Source organism: Chryseobacterium sp. PMSZPI (assembly GCF_002835665.1).
GTDB lineage: Bacteria > Bacteroidota > Bacteroidia > Flavobacteriales > Weeksellaceae > Chryseobacterium.
The window spans coordinates 1-17,026 of the sequence record NZ_PIZV01000079.1 but is presented as its reverse complement, the minus strand read 5'-3'; the positions used below and the strand labels follow the sequence as shown (position 1 = coordinate 17,026).

Here is a 17,026-nt window from a genome sequence, read left to right as displayed (position 1 = left end):
CTTTCGAAATTATAAGGCTTATATTTGCAGTAAAAATTATTAAAAGATGACAACAAAACGATTATTAGCTGTATTTATATTGATGATAAGCTGTAATTTATATTTTGCTCAAGACGTTACGATTAAAGACAATAAAGTATTTTTGGATGGAAAGCAGATTTTAAAAGCTGAAAAAATAAGTCTTGCCCAGTATTCATTCTTTTCTATGAAAGACGACGAGGAAATTTTATTTTATAAATATATAGATAACGAAACACCGAGCTATATAAATGATGATTATTTTGCTCTTAACTTCCTGACTGAAAAAGTAAAAATAGAATCCAAGGATATAGGGAAAGTTGCCAACTTCATGAATTCCAGAAAAGCAATGGAGAGAATCATAAAATGGTTACTTAAAGAAAGAGTTCTCAACCAGAACGGGGAAATAAATCCGGACCGTCTTACTATATTCAAAGAAAAATACGACGAAGATATCACTGCCAGAACCTTTAGATAATGACAAAAATCCTTCTTCTTTCCGATTCCCATTCTTATATCGATGACCGAACTTTAGATTATGCCAAACTGGCCGATGAAATTTGGCACTGTGGAGATTTCGGTAGCATGGATGTCATTGAACAATTGGAGCAGGTAAAACCTGTAAAAGGAGTTTACGGAAATATTGACGATGCCAAAATCCGTGCTGAATTTCCGGAAGTAAACCATTTTTTCTGTGAAAAACTGGAAGTTTTAATGATTCATATCGGTGGCTATCCCGGAAAGTATACACCATTAGCCAAGAAAGAAATTGCTGAAAAAGCTCCTAAACTTTTTATCTCAGGACATTCTCATATTTTAAAAGCAATGTATGATGAGAAAAACAATCTTTTGCACCTGAATCCCGGAGCCTGTGGAAATCAAGGCTGGCATAAGGTGCGTACAATGATGCGTTTTGTGGTAGATGGTGAAGAAATAAAGGATTTAGAAGTCATTGAATTGGGTTCAAGGGTTTAAAGAGTTTGAAAGCGATAGGGTTACTAGGTTAACAAATTGAAAAATGAAAATTGGGGATACAGTTTCTGTAGTAGATGAAGATTTAAGCGGAGTCGTGACTTCCGTGAAGGGAAATATTGTGGTTTTTAAAGATGAATATGGATTTACACATCAATATCCAAAAGAGAAACTCGTTCCAAAGAATGCTGATCTGTATGAAAACGTAAAACCTGTAAGAAAAGCTGAACCTAAAAAAGCAATTTCTAAAAAACATCAGAAAAACCATTTGGTTTTGGACCTGCATTTTCATAATTTGGTAAAAAATCCTAATGATTATGATAGTTTTGAAAGACTGTTCATTCAAAAGGAAAAACTGATAGAAGTATTGGAATTCTGCCGGAAAAATAATTTAAAGAGACTTGAGATTGTTCATGGTATTGGTGATGGAACCTTGCAAAGGATGGTTCGGGATGTTTTGGAAAGCCAGATAAATATTGATTTCTATAATAAGGAAATACTTCATCATCAATCAGGTGCGGTAATGGTAGAATTTCACTAAATTTGCAGCAATTAAATTATGAACGTACTTAATTTACTTTTTACCAAAGACGGATTGATCTACCAGATTGTAAGAAACAAAAGCATTCTGGAAGAAAAGTCTTATTTCGTGACCGAAGAGACACCGGCAAACCTTATTGAAGAAAAGCTTGATGAAGTTCTTATAAAACAACGTTTTGATGAAATTCAGGTTGTTTCTGCACTGAACCATTTTACCCTGATGCCGGAAGGTTTTTCCGAGCATGATGCCGGGTTTGATTTGATTGCATTCAATGCTCCTACCGATAAGGAGAAAGAAGAGCTTATGCTTTCTATCAATAAAAAATTCAATATTCAGTTTTATTATACCTTCCCAAAAAATTATTACAAAAAAATAAAAGAGCTGGCTATTCCGGTACATTTTAATTTTTCCGGGGAAAAGTTTTTAAACTCAATTAATAATAAAAACAATAAAGAGATACACATCAATCTTTACCATAATCAATGTGAGTTTTTTGCTATTGATCATAAAAAAGTGATCCTTTATAACAACCTGGATGTAAATTCGGAAGTAGATTTTCTTTACTTCATCATGTTTACACTCAGTAAAATAGGTTTCGGAATTAATGAAACCAATTTTTACGCCTACGGAGAAACTACGGAGAATGAAACCTTCATTTCCGAGCTTCAGAAGTTTGTTAAAAATTTAAAAATTGTTTTTGACAACATTCCTAACAAGAATTTTATACTTAATTAAGATCTAAGGGCTTAGGAATAAGGGCTTAGCCTTTCTAAAAAGATAATAATGATGTATGATTGTAACTCCTAATCCCTAGAACCTACTACCTAAATTTAAAAAATATGTTCAGAATCATATCAGGCAAATGGAAAGCCAAAAAAATTGCCGCTCCTAAAAACTTCGATGTAAGACCTACCACGGATTTTGCCAAAGAAGCTTTATTCAGTATCCTGGAAAACAAATATGATATGCAATCCATTTCCGTGCTTGATTTATTTGCAGGCATAGGTTCCATTTCATTAGAATTTGCTTCCAGAGGATGTCAGGATGTAACTTCTGTAGAACTGAACCCCAAACATACGGCCTTTATCAACTCTACTGCGTCTGATCTTGACATGGCACTTCAGATCAATGTACAAAGAGGAGATGTCTTTGACTGGCTTAAAAAGTTTAGAAACAAAAAGTCTTTCGAAATTGTCTTTTCCGATGCTCCTTTCGAAATGGAAGAAAAGAAATATCATGAATTGATATCTCTGGTTTTGAATAATAAATACTTGAAAGAAAACGGCGTTCTTATCGTAGAACATCAAAGCCGTATGAAACTGGAACATCCTAATCTGATCGACACCCGAAAATACGGAAATGTAAGTTTCAGTTTTTTTGAACCTAATAAAGAAGATAATCAGGAACTTTAATTCCTGATTATTTTTTTTGAATTGACGGGGGCTTCTATTCCCCATTTAGTAATAGCATCCAGAACAGGTAATAAGGTTTTCCCAAATCCTGTTAATTCATATTCAACTATTAAAGGAGGTTTTTCTGTAAAAACTGTCCGATCGACAATACCGTCATCTTCCAGTTGCTTAAGCTGTAAACTCAATGTTCTCTCTGTAATGGTAGGAATAGATTTTCTTAGTTCATTATATCTTTTAGCCCCTTCAATAAGGTGATGTAAAATCACCGCTTTCCACTTTCCGCCTATAAATCGCATGGTAACACTGGTACAGCAAGGGTAACTTTTATTATCTATTATATACATTTTTATACTATCATTTTTAACCGTTATTGCAAAGATAATAAACTTACATTAAGTTTGTAACTATAAAAAATATAGTATAAAATTATGAACTTTTTAGAAAAAATGAAATCGAGATATACAGTAAAAAAGTATAATCCACAGGGAACCGTAAGTGAAGAAAAAATTCAACAACTTAAGGAAATTTTAAACCTAAGTCCATCTTCCATCAACAGCCAGCCATGGAATTTTATCTTTGTAAATCGTGGTGAACTGAAATCAAAATTGGCCGAAGTTTCTTTCATCAATAAAGAAAAAGTAACTGACTGCAGCCACCTTATTATTTTCCAGGTGATTAAAAACCCTGAAGACTTTGAAAAACAAATTGTGGAAAATCTTCCTGAAGGTGCTGTAAACTATTACAGAACCAGAGTAAAACCTAAAGGAGACCATTTTGTTAAATCCTGGTTAGGACATCAGGTTTATTTATCATTGGGAGTCCTCCTTTCAGCATGTGCAGATATGGGAATAGATTCTACTCCTATGGAAGGAATAGAGCCCGAACTCTATGATGAAATTCTAAAAAATGATAAATACGAAACCCTCTTCACAGTTGCAATCGGAGAAAAGTTGGATACAGATGCCAATCAGCCTAAATTCAATCCAAAATCAAGATTAAAAGCTGAAAAGGTGATCCTGGAAGCGTAATTATAAATACCAATTCCACAGATTTCATTCACAAGAGACACGAATAGGATATTCTCTCGCTGATTGAGCAGATAACGCAGATATTTATTAAACACAAACGACACGAATTTTCACACAAATAGCCACAAACATCTGGCAAATCTGTAAGATCCGTAGTACAGACAAAAAAATCTGCGTAATTCGCGAAATCTGCGAGAAAAATAGTAAAGATCATTTGTACCTTAACGTTTTTCAAATAAAACTATTATTGAAATTGCTCCGCTACGTTCCCAATGACGAGGGCAAGAAAGAAAAAAGTCTGCTTCTAGATGAGGCAGACTTTTTATTTATAATACTTTAAGCTCTAAATCTATGGTTTTACCGAAGAATTTCTTGGAGATCTTTTCAAAGTTTTTAGTAAGGTCTGAGAGATAGAAATGATAATTCGGTTTCGGGTTATTATCATTCAGAAGATTATATTTATCCAGAATAATTTTCAGATGATTGGCCACAATATTTGGAGAATCAATAACACGAACCCTGTTTCCATAATACTGCTTAATTTCATCAATCAAAAGAGGATAATGCGTACATCCCAGAATCAAAGTTTCAATATTCTTTAATTTATTATTACTCAAATAATTATAAATAATTGCATGGGTAATCGGATGATTTTTAAATCCTTCTTCAATGGCAGGAACCAATAACGGAGTAGCCAACTCATCTACTTTGATCCACTTATTATGTTTTCGGATGCTCTTTTTGTACAATCCAGAATTTACAGTTGCCTTAGTCGCTATTACTCCCACATTATTATGGATTTCATAAGACACTTTCTCAGCAACAGGATTGATAACGTCTATTACAGGTACTTTACCTGCAACAGATTGCATCACTTCATTCAAAGCATTTGCTGTGGCAGTGTTACAAGCAATAACAATAGCTTTGCAGTTTTGCTCCAGCAGAAAGTTGGTAATCTTGGTAGAATATTCAATAATAGCTTCCTTAGATTTTTCTCCATAAGGAAGATGTTTAGTATCTCCAAAATAAATCAGATCCTCATGAGGTAGAAGTCTTTTAATCTCTTTAGCAACAGTAAGCCCTCCCACTCCACTATCAAAAATACCGATAGGTTGGCTGGGTGAAAGATGCGAATAATCTTGTTTTTTCGTTTTCAAGTGAACTGAAATTTTATACAAAAATAGTGAATTTTAGAGTCAGACAACTAAAACAACTATACCAAAAATAAATCTGATGCAATTCCATCCGCCATAAACCAATGTTTTTCCGGAATTTTCAGATGATCATCTTCAATTATTAAAATACCTTCTTCTATTTTGGCTTTTATTTCCGTTTGAAAATCTTCCCATATTTGATCTGAAAACTTATTTTTTAAACTAGTGAGATCAACTCCCCATATGGTTCGTAGACCAATCATAATCATCTCATTGAACTGATCTTCCCGGGAAAGAATTTCTTCTTCTTTTGCTAAGGTTTTATCATTAAGTTTTTTAATATACTGCTGGTTATTGGCCACATTCCAACTCCTCACATCAAAACCATTATAAGAATGAGCTGACGGTCCAATTCCTAAATATTCCCGGTATTTCCAATAAGCAGAATTATGTCTGGAATAAAAACCGGGTCTGGCAAAGTTGGAAACTTCATAATGTTCAAAACCATGATCTTTTAAAAAGTCTGATAGATAATAGAATTCTCTGTTTTGTTCTTCCTCTTTCGGACTTTTTATTTTACCCTTCGAAATCCAGTTTTCTAAAGCGGTTTTAGGCTCAACTGTCAAGGCATAGGATGAAATATGAGGAACCTCAAGTGCTATTGTTTTATGTAAATTTTCTTTCCAGATCTCGAGATTGGAAGTAGGGGAACCGTAAATTAGATCAATACTTAGATTTTCAAATCCAAAGTCCTGAGCTCGTTTGATAGAGCTTTCTGCTTCCGAAGCATTATGAGCGCGATTCATTAGCTTCAAATCCTCTTCAAAAAAACTCTGTGTACCAATTGATAACCGATTAACAGGCGTTCCTGAAAGTTGTTTTAAAAAATTCTTGTCCAAATCATCAGGGTTCGCTTCCAATGTAATTTCAATATCCTTATCAAAACTGAAATATCGTAATACCTCATCCATTAAGGAACTTATTTCATCCACTGAAAGAATAGAAGGCGTTCCTCCTCCAAAATAAAGGGATTTTAAAGTTTTGTTTTGTAATTCATCTTTCCGAAGCATGATTTCAGTCTTCATGGCATGAATCATTTCATCCTTAAAATTCAGGGATGTTGAAAAATGGAAGTTACAATAACTGCATTTTTGTTTACAGAACGGAATGTGAATGTATATCATAAAAAAAGCTCTGAAATTTTCAGAGCTCAAATTTATTTAAATTAAATTGATTAATATCTAAATCCTCTAGTATTAATAAAGTTGTCGAAGTTATATCCAAGACTTAACATAAAGCTATTCCCTCCATATTTTTGAATATCAGATATTCCAAGGTTATAAGTAGCTCCAACCATAAATTTGTTGAATCTTACTTTAACAATTGGAGAAATACTTAAGTTTTGGTTATCAAATCTGTTTTGAACAGTTCTATAGCTTACTCCAAAAGAGAATGCATTGATATCGTTTGAGAATGTCGCCATTAGGTTCCAGTCAATCATTCTGGTAGAATTGGTATTCAGGTTAATCAATGCTGATGGTGCGATGGTAATATTATCAGCAATATTCCAGTTATATCCTAAATTTAAGAAGAATTTAATAGGAGAAGGTTCGTAGTTGTTTACGATAGAAGCATCATTACTCAATGCAATATCATTAACGGATACTCCTCCAAAAAGACCTCTATAGGTAGCTGCTAAACCAAAGTTGGCATATACCATAAAGATGTTACTTTCTTCACCTCTTAATAATGGGTCTCCTCCTTCTTCTGTATTGATTTTTGAATAATCAAAATTCATGTTATAAAAGTTAACACTTGTACCGAAAGAGAACTGATCTTTTCTGTCTCCTTCACTACTTAGAGGAATAAAATATGAAGCACCTGCTGTAATACCTCCTGCAGAGATAGGTCCATTACTGTCCCTGAAAACAGAAATACCAGCACCTACTCTATCAAAAATATTCGCATGCATCCCGATTGATTGTACATTCGGAGAATTGTTGAATTTGGAAAATTGTTGCTGATAGTTGGCATTAAGCTGTACGTAATCTGTTTTTCCGTATTGAGCTGGGTTGAACAGGAAATCACCATCCAAAAGATATTGCTGATAGTATGGTAGTGATTCTTGTGCTTTGTATGCATTTGACAAAAGAGCTAAACATACGATAGCATATAGTTTTCTCATAACAAATCTTGATTTCAATTCAACAAATATAAAAAAATTCTCAATATATTTTTAGTTTTCCAAATAATTTCTCCATTTTTTTACGGCATCCGTCATATCTTTGGGCATTGGGCTTTCAAAATATAATTCCTTTTTTGTTGTTGGATGTACAAATCCCAGGGTATGGGCATGAAGAGCATGTCGAGGTAAAATCTCAAATACGTTTTTAATAAATTGCTTATATTTCGGTAGGTTTACGCCTCTTAAAGGAGTATGTCCCTCATATCTTTCATCATTAAATAAAGTATGTCCTATATGCTTGAAATGTGCTCTGATCTGATGGGTTCTTCCCGTCTCAAGTTTACATTCCACCCATGTCATATATTTGAACCTTTCCAAGACTTTGTAATGGGTAACCGCATGTTTACCCTGGCTTCCATCTTCATACACAAACATCTGCATTCTGTTTTTCGGATGTCTTCCGATATGTCCTCTGATCGTTCCTTCATCTTCCTGAAGGTTGCCCCATACAAAAGCCCAATACAACCTCTTAGTCGTTCTGTTGAAGAATTGCTTTGCTAAAAAGCTTAATGCATATTCATTCTTCGCAATGACCAATAGCCCTGAAGTATCTTTATCAATTCTGTGAACAAGACCGACTCTGTCAAGATCCGACTTTTCTCCATTCTGTTCAAAATGATAGGCCAGTGCATTCACTAATGTTCCATCCCAATTTCCAAATCCGGGATGTACCACCATACCGGCTTCTTTATCCACCACAATCAGATCATCATCTTCATATACGATATTAATAGGAATATTCTGAGGAATAATCACATTTTCTCTCGGTGGATGGGTAAGCAATACTGAGATCTGATCTCCCGGTTTCACACGATAATTCTGTTTAACAGCATTACCATTAACAATAACGTTCCCGGCCCTGCAGGTCTGTGAAATTTTATTCCTTGAAGAATTCTGTCTGTATATCAATAAGAATTTATCGATTCTCAGGGGTTCTTGTTTTGCATCCACAGTGATATTAAGATGCTCATACAATCCTTTATTTTCCTCATCAATATCGATATTCTCGATACTGTTGGAATCTAATAATTCTTCATCTAAAAAATCTTCGTTATCTTCTGACATTATTTTATATTTTTTACACAAAAGGCTTCAACATTTTGCAGTTGAAGCCAGTATATTTTAATAATCTTTTTAGTATTTATTCTACTACGACCTTTTTAGCTTTAGGTTTCTCTGCAGGTTCTTTTGCAGGTGTAGAAGCTGTAGCAGCCGGTTTGTGGGTATTATTTCCTGAAGTCTGATTGGTATTGCTTACAGACGTTTTTGGTTTTTCCGTTCCAGAACTTGTAGGTTTTGGGGTCGTCGACTGTGTTTTAGGAGCCTCTGTTTTTACCGGTGTAGGCTTTGGAGTTTCCTTTTTAGGTACCGGTGGCGGTGCATAAGTTGGCTCATTATGAACTTCTTCATATCGTACCGGAGGCAGAGAAGTATCTACTTTCATACGATAGATAGAATTCAATTGATCTATTTTAGCACCCAGCTCGGCCGGAGTCTTTTTACTGGCCCAAAGGTCAATCTGCATACCTTGGTCACGAACATCTCCTGAAGCCGGATCCTGATAATAGATAATATCAGACTCATCCTTACCACCATCTTCATGCTCTACCAATCCCACTTCAAACATACTTTTTGTAATGACAGCTCTTGCTTCTTTTACAGAAAGTCCAACAACATTAGGAATAGAAATATTTCTCATCGGCCCTGACCCTACTACCACATCAATCATGGAGAATCTAGGCAAGCGTGATCCCGGGTTAACAGCATTTCCTTTATATAATATTCTTAAAAGGGCATCTTTCTGAATACTAGGCTCATAGATCGTATCTCCAATTTTAAGACCCACCTGATCCAATCTCTGGAATGCCAATCCTGAATATTTATTGATAACATCCGGAACTACAATAGGAGCCCAAGTTCTTGGATTTACTTTAAGGTGTACTGTTCTTCCATCCTTTACGTGAGAACCTGGTACAGGATCCACTTGCAACACTTGAAAAGGTCTGTATTTAGGGTCATAATTCGCACTATCTACTTCATATTCAAGGCCTGTATCATCCAATATCTTTATGGCATCATGCACAGATTTATTGACTATATTAGGTACAGGAATTTCCTGACCATGATTGGTATGATATTCCAACCAACGAAATGTAAGCCATACCAGACCTACGAAAACGCCGATGGCTACTACTAAATTCAGTAAAACTTTCCAATTGAAAAGTGATTTAAGCATACTTAAAATTACTTTAATTACAACCGCAAATATAACTAATAATTTCTGAATGTGCTTTTTATTTAACACAATTCATTTTTGATTTTAAAATTTGCCGATTTCCCTCATTGCATTGCATAAAATGTTTAAATTTGCCTTAATTGATACTATATGGTTATGAACAAAAAAAGTGTTGCCGTAGTAATGGGAGGCTATTCTGACGAATATGTGGTTTCCTTAAAAAGCGGACAGTTGATCTATGATTCTTTAGACAGAAATCTGTATGACGTATATAAAGTAGTAGTCCTTAAAGATGAATGGTATTTTTTAGGAGAAAATGATAAAAAATATGCGATCAACAAGGGGGATTTTTCTGTTACCTTAGAGAATGATGAAGTATTAAAATTTGATGTATGCTTTAATATCATCCATGGAACACCTGGTGAAAATGGTATTTTGCAGGCATACTGGGATGCTATAGGGCAAAAGTATACGGGATGTGACTTTTACCAGAGTGCCCTTACTTTTAACAAAAAAGATACACTTGCCGTATTATCAAAATATGGAATTCCTTCTGCCAAAAGTATTTATTTAAGAAAAGGAGAAAACATCAATATTGATCAAATTGTAGAAGAACTAGGCCTTCCTCTTTTTGTAAAACCTAACCAATCCGGATCTTCGCTAGGCATTTCAAAAGTTAAAGAAAAGTCCGAGTTGATTGCTGCAACAGAAGTTGCCTTCAAAGAAGACAATGAAATTCTAATTGAAAGTTTTCTGAATGGCATGGAGGTTTCTGTAGGAGTTATTGACTTCAAAGGGGAAACGATTGTTTTGGGAATTACTGAGATTGTTCCACAAAATGAATTTTTCGATTATGAAGCAAAATATGAAGGAGCTTCTGAGGAAATTACTCCGGCAAGGATTGATGAAGAAACCACAAAAAAAGTTGAAGAAATTGCTAAAAGAGCTTACAATTCCCTTGGAATGAGCGGTTTCTCACGAAGCGAATATATTCTCATGGATGGTATTCCTTATATGCTTGAGATGAATACCAATCCGGGGTTCTCTCCTGCCAGCATTCTTCCTCAACAGGCAAGACATTATGGGATTTCCATTATGGATCTTTGTGGAAATGAAGTTGAAAAAGCACTTAATAAATAATTAGAAGAATCATCATAATTCATACAACATGAAAATTGCTGTTTTCCCAGGATCTTTTGATCCTATTACCTTGGGACATTACGATATTATAGAAAGAGCGGCTCCGCTATTTGATAAATTAATTATTGCCATTGGACAGAATTCTCAGAAGAAATACATGTTTCCTCTTGAGAAGAGAATGGAATTTATCCAAAACTCTGTAGCAGAATTCCCCAATGTTGAAGTAGATTCATTTGAAGGTTTAACAGTGGACTACTGCTTTGAGAAGAATGCTCAATACATTATCCGCGGGCTGAGAAACCCTGCAGACTTCGAATTCGAAAAGGCAATTGCTCACACCAACAGAACATTAGCTCATAAAAAACTGGAAACCGTCTTCTTACTAACCTCTTCCGGAAAATCATTCATCAGCAGCAGCATCGTAAGGGAAATCATCACCCACGGTGGAGAATACGAGCTCATGGTCCCGGACTCGGTGAGAGTGGAAAGATAGATATTATAAGTAATGAGCAATAGGTAATAGGTAATTTTGAGACTATGGATTTTAATCAGATCTTTCGGGAAAGAACTAAAAAATTTTCTATTGCTATCATTAGAGCATTTTCTATATTACCATATTCTGACGATGTTTCAATAATAAGGAAGCAAGTTATCAGGTCTTCAACTTCAGTTGCAGCTAATTACAGAGCCGTTTCAAGGGCTAGATCTGAAAAAGAAAAATTCGCTAAAATATGTATTGTAGTTGAAGAAATTGATGAAACACAACTTTGGCCCGAAATTATTGAAGAATTAGAATATTTAAGTCCGGAAAAAATTTTACATTTAAAAACAGAATGTGAAGAACTTGTAAAAGTGATGACTACTTATAAATTTAAATTGTCTCAAACTTAAATGGCATAATTTTTATTACTGATTGCTCATCACTCATTACTTATATAATCATATGCACGAACAGTTCAATTTTGCGATAGAAGTCCTTGGGACCATTGCGTTTTCCATGTCAGGAAGTTTTGCAGCGATGCAAAAGCGCCTTGATCCGTTTGGGGTACTCATTATTGCCTTTGTAACTTCTGTAGGAGGCGGAACTGTAAGAGATTTACTGCTTGACATTCCTGTATTCTGGATGCATGATCTCCTGATGTGCGCATTAATTTTGGTGACCAGTATCTTTTCAATGGTATTCAATTCTCTGGAGAAGAACTTTAAAGTTACTCTATTTATTTTCGATAGTTTCGGACTGGGACTATTTACCATTATTGGAATCCAGAAAGGGTTGAATGCCGGGATCCACCCTATGATATGTATTGCTTTAGGGACAATCACGGGGTGTTTCGGAGGAATTATACGGGATATTTTACTGAATAGAATTCCTTTGATTTTCAGAAAGGAAATTTATGCGACAGCATGTATTGTAGGGGGAGCTGCATTTTTATTAATGACCAGATATACTACTCTTTCCTATACTTTCGCACAGATATTTACCATTTTACTTATCGTTGCCATCAGAACTCTTGCCGTAAAATATCATTGGCAGATGCCAAAATTTTATGGGTACGATCAAACCTCTGAAATGTAAATAAAACATTGAAAAACTAACAAAAAGCACCTGATAAACTTGAAATAGATAACTTCTTTGAGTAATTTACCATTACGAAGCATTGAGGTAATTTCGAATCGTTCCGAAAATGATTTATATGATAGTTTAGGCCATAGAATTATATCATAAAATAGATTTGTTAATTTCTAAAATCCATGTTAATTTATCTTTTTTAAAAATTGAGATGTTTTTATTTATTTCAGGACTAAGCTAGTCTTTTTGTCTCTTATGGACTTCCGTGATGATAAAATTTAATGCTCATAAAGTGAAGAATAAAATTTCACTTTAAAAAGAATTAATTTATATATTTATATTTTAATTTTATAATATGATAAAACACAATTTAAAAAAATTATTCTACTTATTATTTCTAGCATTAGGAATAATTTCTTGTAGACAACAGGATGGATTATTGGAAACTCAAAATGATGAGAGAACATTCAACCTTTTCAACAAAAATAATTCTTACCAGTATAAGGTTTCTCAGAGCAATTCATCTATAGGAAAGTTATACGCTTTAGATTTTCAACAAGCTTATTATTCATACGATCTTAAAAATGGAACAAATTATACTGGGATTAATGTAAAAGGTCCAATCGCTGATTCCTATATTAATTTTAGAGTACATTCACAAATCATTGAAGATAAAAATGGGGATATATACATGTATTTTCCAGTAATTAAAAATCGCAAAGTTACTGATATCTATTTTTCTACTATTAATAAGAAAAACACTCTTCTAGGATTATATAAACTAAAAAATGCTGACCAAGAGTATAACAATATATTTTCTGCGTTTGAAAAAGTGGTTAATCGTCCAAATGAAAAAATGTTTTCCAAAAGCGGAGGAGTAACAGAGATTGATGAAGTTGTAATTACAGGTCCTTCTAATCCTTCAGACGACATGGGGATAATAGGACCTGGACAATGTGAAATGTATGGGCAATGTAATAATGGTGGTGGTTCTGGAGGCTCCAGCGGTGGAGGCGGCGGAGGTGGAGGAGGAAATAGCACTCCTACAATTTCACTTACTCCACCTCTACCTCCAGACACTCCTATTAACGATATAAACGATTTTTTAAAATGTCTTGATACTAGTAAACCTGCTAATCTTACAGTTTATGCAGCTAAAATGTTTTCTTCAAGTCCTTCAGGGCATGCATTTATATCTATAACTCAAGGAAGTAATACTATGACATATGGATTTTATCCTAAAAATTCAGGATTAGAACAAATAATAGGCCCTGGACAAATGGGTAATGATAGTGGACATCCCTATTCTACCGCATGGAATATAGGAAATATTACTCCTGCACAACTTCAGGAAATTATTAAAACATCTTCTGCTTTTGCAAACACTAATTATGATTTAAGATTTAATAATTGTGTCGATTTTGCAATAATTGTGCTGAATAATGTTGGCATTAATATGACTCCGATAAGCGTTGATACACCTACTTCGTTTTCAAATAGTATACAATATGGTGCTACAAGCACAAATGGAATTGCTCCCCAAACTAAAAGAAATTGTAAATAATGATTGTAAAAATTCTCAAAATTATTGCAGTAATTGCATTTTTGCTTACGCAAGGTATAAGTCAACATGATACACTAAATATTGGAATTATATTTATGTCATTATATCAATTTATTTCTGATATTTTAAATCCCGAATATGGAATTTTATGGGAAGGTTTAGGAATGGTATTTCTTATAGGAACTTTTATAGTATTTTTATCATGCAAGGGATATAAAGAAAGATATCTTTTAATATTTTGTTTTATAAGTCTATTTATAGCTTTAATTTTTCTAACTGGAGTTTATGATCCAAATAATTATAAAAGAATAAATAGTTGGTTCATTCTTCCTTCACTATTATTTATTGTTAGTTCAATACTGTCATTAATATTAGTCTTTAGAAATGAGATTGAATAAAGGTGCAATTATATTATAGAACACCCATAATTTTTATAATTTCACCTCAAAAAAAAGCATTTAGAACTAATTTAAGTTACAACTGTTTATTAATAATTAGTGATTTAATTTAAAATACCTATTTACAATCTCTTGTTTTAATACATAATGCACAAGGAGTTATAGAATTATTTTTTTGAAGTAATGAAGCCCTATCATAACTAAACGATGTGGATTGAGAATCGTATGAAAAACTTCACGTATAGGAGTACAGTAAAATTTCATAAAAAAGGCCGTTTTCACGAGTTGTGATACGGCCTCTTTATGATATTATTCATTATGCTTAAAAGAATTTCCCTCTGTTTCTCATATTAGGGTTGTGCATATGTTTTTGCATTGTTGGCATTTTCAGCTGATCTTTCATCATTTTGATCTGGTCGGTCATCATTCCTGCACTATCTAATCTTTTTGCTTCTTCCAAAAGCTTCTGTCCTTCCTGTTTTCTTCCTTTAGAAATAGCTGCTGCAGCAAGATTCAATGTAGCCATTGCTCTGTCGTGTTTCATATTCAAACCATACTCAAGCGCTTTTTTCATTAAAGGTTCTACTTTCGCAGGGTGATCCTGAGCTTGTGTCAATCCCAATAAATAGTGAAAATATCCGTATTGAGATTTATGAAGTTGTGTTTTATAATTCGTTATTTTGCTCAGCCATTCCGCAGCTTTTTCCATATTTTGCTTTCTTAATTGCCAGAATGCCAAAAGAATATATTCATTTTTAAAGAAAAGTAAAATAGGGAATGCAGCCAAAAGAAAAACAACAATTCCCCATCCAAGATTTCTTGTGAAAATCATCATACAAAGTCCTGCCAGAATAAGAAGTGCTGCTACCGCAATTTTTATGTATTTATTCATTACTAAATTTTAGAAGTGCAAAGATAATAAAATTAAGGTTTAAAGTTCAAAATGTCAATGGTGAATGGTCAATTCGTTGCGCTTGTTAATTTTTATATCAGGTAGCTATTCACGATTCACTTTGCGAAGCAAAAATTGACTATTGATTTCTAAGCGTCCTTCTTTATTCGTTCAAACGTCTGGAAGCAGAAATCATACCCGTTTTTTTCGTCTTGTTCATGGCAGACTTCATTGATTTTTTTCCAGATCTTTTCATCGATCTTCGGGAAGAAGGTATCTGCTTTAAGATCCGCTTTTACCAGAGTAATTTCCAGCTTATCCACAATATCCATGGTTTGTTCATAAATGTTGCCCCCTCCGATAATAAAAACTTCTTCATCAATCTTTTTGGCAAATTTCACAGCTTCTTTGATGCTTCCCACAATAAGAATCCCTTCTTCAAACCAGTCTTTTTTTCTTGACACAACAATATTGGTACGGTTAGGAAGAGGTTTCCCAATACTCTCATAGGTCTTTCTTCCCATCACTACTGGATGTCCGGAAGTAATATCTTTAAAATGTTTTAAATCTTTAGGAAGATGCCAAAGCAACTGGTTTTCAAAACCAATTTCATTTTTCTCTCCCATTGCCACCACTATTGTTGTCATTCAAATATAATTTTTTACAAAATTAGCACATAATTTGTATATTTGATTAGCACAAAAATTTAAAAAAAATAAACTATGAAAAATAAAGGATGTTTGGGCGCCGGAACAGTCGGTATTGCTCTCCTTATTATTGTTGCTGTTCTATTCTTCTGGGGAAGAAGCGGATATAATAACTTTGTAGACAAAGAACAGACTGTCAACGCAAAATGGTCTAACGTAGAAACGGTCTACCAGAAAAGAGCGAACCTTATTCCGAACCTGGAAAGAACAGTGAAATCGTATTCTAAATTTGAGCAGGAAACTTTAACACAAGTGGTAGAAGCACGTTCTAAAGCTACTTCCATCAATATCGATCCTACCAATATGACAGATGCAGATATTGCTAAATTCCAGGCTGCACAAGGAGAATTATCCGGAGCGTTGAGCAGATTAATGGCTGTGGTAGAATCTTATCCTAATTTAAAAGCAGATCAGCAGTATATCAACTTCCAGAGAGAGTATACAGCTATTGAAAACAGTATCAGAACAGAAACGGTTTACTACAATGATGCTGCAAAGGATTATAATACATCTATCAAGACTTTCCCGAATAATATTTTGGCGAACTTCACCAACTTTAAAGAAAAACCTTACTTCAAAGCTGAAGCCGGAGCTCAAAAAGCCCCTGAGGTATTTAAATAATGAATAATTTCCTTACAAATCAGCAGATCGCTTCCCTTGTGGAGGCGATTCAATCTGCAGAAGAACATTCTACAGGTGAGATTAGAGTGCATATTGACTCTAATACTGAAGACCATCATGCCAAAACAGCATTCGAGGTCTTCAAAGAACTTTGTATGGATAAAACTACTGATAGAAACGCCGTGCTTTTCCATGTTAATTTTGAACAAAAATACCTGACTATTATTGGAGATGTCGGCATCCATGAAAAAGTACATCAATCCTATTGGGATCATCTGCATGATTATATCACAGCCGAATTTGCCAAAGGAAATTATCATAAAGCTTTAAAAAGTGCCATTCTAGAAACAGGCATTGAATTAAAAAAATATTTTCCTGTAAAAGGAGAAAACCCAAACCAACTTCCAAATGAAATTACGTTCTCTTAAAATAGTATTTTCATTTTTATTGATTTGCTTTTACACTATTGTATCAGCACAATATACCATTCCTAAAAAACCTGCGGTTTTATATCCGGTGTATGATGAA

At 34.0% G+C, this 17,026-nt stretch carries 22 protein-coding genes; 14 read left to right on the top strand and 8 right to left on the bottom strand.

From position 1 onward, the window contains the following. Window positions 1–46: 46 nt before the first annotated feature. The 5 genes from CW752_RS16405 to rsmD all read left to right on the top strand — a co-directional run bounded on the left by CW752_RS16405 (window position 47) and on the right by rsmD (window position 2,943). Window positions 47–496, top strand: a complete 450-nt coding sequence (locus tag CW752_RS16405; protein ID WP_101240777.1) for a hypothetical protein — start codon at window positions 47–49, stop codon at window positions 494–496. After that, window positions 496–993, top strand: coding sequence for a metallophosphoesterase family protein (locus tag CW752_RS16400; RefSeq protein WP_101240776.1), 498 nt, complete (start codon window positions 496–498; stop codon window positions 991–993). The genes CW752_RS16405 and CW752_RS16400 overlap by 1 nt, the downstream gene beginning before the upstream one ends. Window positions 994–1,036: 43 nt before the next feature. Then, window positions 1,037–1,531, top strand: a complete 495-nt coding sequence (locus tag CW752_RS16395) for a Smr/MutS family protein (RefSeq protein WP_101240775.1) — start codon at window positions 1,037–1,039, stop codon at window positions 1,529–1,531. An 18-nt stretch (window positions 1,532–1,549) separates the two neighbouring features. Then, the gene (locus CW752_RS16390; RefSeq protein ID WP_101240774.1) at window positions 1,550–2,266 is read left to right on the top strand and encodes a DUF3822 family protein; all 717 of its coding nucleotides are present in this window, start codon (window positions 1,550–1,552) and stop codon (window positions 2,264–2,266) included. A 104-nt stretch (window positions 2,267–2,370) separates the two neighbouring features. Continuing rightward, the gene (rsmD, locus tag CW752_RS16385; protein ID WP_101240773.1) at window positions 2,371–2,943 is read left to right on the top strand and encodes a 16S rRNA (guanine(966)-N(2))-methyltransferase RsmD; all 573 of its coding nucleotides are present in this window, start codon (window positions 2,371–2,373) and stop codon (window positions 2,941–2,943) included. On the opposite strand, the gene CW752_RS16380 is transcribed toward rsmD, so the two are convergent. After that, window positions 2,940–3,287, bottom strand: coding sequence for a winged helix-turn-helix transcriptional regulator (locus CW752_RS16380; RefSeq protein ID WP_101240772.1), 348 nt, complete (start codon window positions 3,285–3,287; stop codon window positions 2,940–2,942). The genes rsmD and CW752_RS16380 overlap by 4 nt on opposite strands. A gap of 84 nt (window positions 3,288–3,371) precedes the next feature. On the opposite strand from CW752_RS16380, the gene CW752_RS16375 reads away from it, so the two are divergent. Then, a complete protein-coding gene (locus CW752_RS16375; RefSeq protein ID WP_101240771.1) occupies window positions 3,372–3,971 on the top strand; it encodes an NAD(P)H-dependent oxidoreductase in 600 nt (199 codons plus the stop codon). A 326-nt stretch (window positions 3,972–4,297) separates the two neighbouring features. On the opposite strand, the gene murI is transcribed toward CW752_RS16375, so the two are convergent. The 5 genes from murI to CW752_RS16350 all read right to left on the bottom strand — a co-directional run bounded on the left by murI (window position 4,298) and on the right by CW752_RS16350 (window position 9,606). Further along, window positions 4,298–5,128 (bottom strand): glutamate racemase, encoded by an 831-nt coding sequence (gene murI, locus CW752_RS16370; RefSeq protein WP_101240770.1) that lies wholly within the window; start codon window positions 5,126–5,128, stop codon window positions 4,298–4,300. Window positions 5,129–5,184: 56 nt separating this feature from the next. Further along, window positions 5,185–6,309, bottom strand: coding sequence for a radical SAM family heme chaperone HemW (gene hemW, locus CW752_RS16365; protein ID WP_101240769.1), 1,125 nt, complete (start codon window positions 6,307–6,309; stop codon window positions 5,185–5,187). Window positions 6,310–6,359: 50 nt separating this feature from the next. Further along, window positions 6,360–7,310, bottom strand: coding sequence for a PorP/SprF family type IX secretion system membrane protein (locus CW752_RS16360; protein ID WP_101240768.1), 951 nt, complete (start codon window positions 7,308–7,310; stop codon window positions 6,360–6,362). A 51-nt stretch (window positions 7,311–7,361) separates the two neighbouring features. Next, complete coding sequence (locus CW752_RS16355) at window positions 7,362–8,435, bottom strand: RluA family pseudouridine synthase (protein ID WP_185117653.1); 1,074 nt, start codon at window positions 8,433–8,435, stop codon at window positions 7,362–7,364. A 76-nt stretch (window positions 8,436–8,511) separates the two neighbouring features. Beyond that, a complete protein-coding gene (locus CW752_RS16350; protein WP_101240767.1) occupies window positions 8,512–9,606 on the bottom strand; it encodes a PASTA domain-containing protein in 1,095 nt (364 codons plus the stop codon). Window positions 9,607–9,762: 156 nt separating this feature from the next. Between CW752_RS16350 and CW752_RS16345 the strand changes: the two genes are divergently transcribed. From CW752_RS16345 to CW752_RS16320, 6 genes are all read left to right on the top strand, one after another. Next, entirely contained in the window at window positions 9,763–10,746 is a 984-nt protein-coding gene (locus CW752_RS16345; protein WP_101240766.1) for a D-alanine--D-alanine ligase, read from the top strand. A 28-nt stretch (window positions 10,747–10,774) separates the two neighbouring features. Continuing rightward, window positions 10,775–11,239, top strand: a complete 465-nt coding sequence (gene coaD, locus CW752_RS16340; protein WP_047098871.1) for a pantetheine-phosphate adenylyltransferase — start codon at window positions 10,775–10,777, stop codon at window positions 11,237–11,239. Between the two features lie 44 nt (window positions 11,240–11,283). After that, the gene (locus CW752_RS16335; protein WP_101240765.1) at window positions 11,284–11,637 is read left to right on the top strand and encodes a four helix bundle protein; all 354 of its coding nucleotides are present in this window, start codon (window positions 11,284–11,286) and stop codon (window positions 11,635–11,637) included. Window positions 11,638–11,689: 52 nt separating this feature from the next. Next, the gene (locus CW752_RS16330) at window positions 11,690–12,322 is read left to right on the top strand and encodes a trimeric intracellular cation channel family protein (RefSeq protein ID WP_101240764.1); all 633 of its coding nucleotides are present in this window, start codon (window positions 11,690–11,692) and stop codon (window positions 12,320–12,322) included. 349 nt (window positions 12,323–12,671) lie between these two features. Beyond that, window positions 12,672–13,880: a hypothetical protein gene (locus CW752_RS16325; RefSeq protein WP_101240763.1), complete on the top strand. Its 1,209-nt coding sequence runs from the start codon at window positions 12,672–12,674 to the stop codon at window positions 13,878–13,880. Continuing rightward, window positions 13,880–14,278, top strand: a complete 399-nt coding sequence (locus tag CW752_RS16320; protein WP_101240762.1) for a hypothetical protein — start codon at window positions 13,880–13,882, stop codon at window positions 14,276–14,278. Before CW752_RS16325 ends, CW752_RS16320 begins: the two co-directional genes overlap by 1 nt. A gap of 322 nt (window positions 14,279–14,600) precedes the next feature. Here CW752_RS16320 and CW752_RS16315 read toward each other — a convergent pair whose 3' ends face one another. Both CW752_RS16315 and CW752_RS16310 read right to left on the bottom strand, forming a co-directional pair. After that, complete coding sequence (locus CW752_RS16315; RefSeq protein WP_101240761.1) at window positions 14,601–15,170, bottom strand: hypothetical protein; 570 nt, start codon at window positions 15,168–15,170, stop codon at window positions 14,601–14,603. A 149-nt stretch (window positions 15,171–15,319) separates the two neighbouring features. After that, window positions 15,320–15,817 carry a dihydrofolate reductase gene (locus CW752_RS16310; protein ID WP_101240760.1) on the bottom strand — a complete coding sequence of 166 codons (498 nt, stop codon included), beginning with the start codon at window positions 15,815–15,817 and terminating at the stop codon, window positions 15,320–15,322. 75 nt (window positions 15,818–15,892) lie between these two features. Between CW752_RS16310 and CW752_RS16305 the strand changes: the two genes are divergently transcribed. Together CW752_RS16305 and CW752_RS16300 are read left to right on the top strand one after the other, a co-directional pair. Beyond that, window positions 15,893–16,498, top strand: coding sequence for a LemA family protein (locus tag CW752_RS16305; protein ID WP_101240759.1), 606 nt, complete (start codon window positions 15,893–15,895; stop codon window positions 16,496–16,498). Further along, on the top strand, window positions 16,498–16,926 hold the full coding sequence (locus CW752_RS16300) for a TPM domain-containing protein (protein WP_410493652.1): 429 nt from the start codon (window positions 16,498–16,500) through the stop codon (window positions 16,924–16,926). Before CW752_RS16305 ends, CW752_RS16300 begins: the two co-directional genes overlap by 1 nt. The last annotated feature ends 100 nt before the right edge of the window (window positions 16,927–17,026 follow it).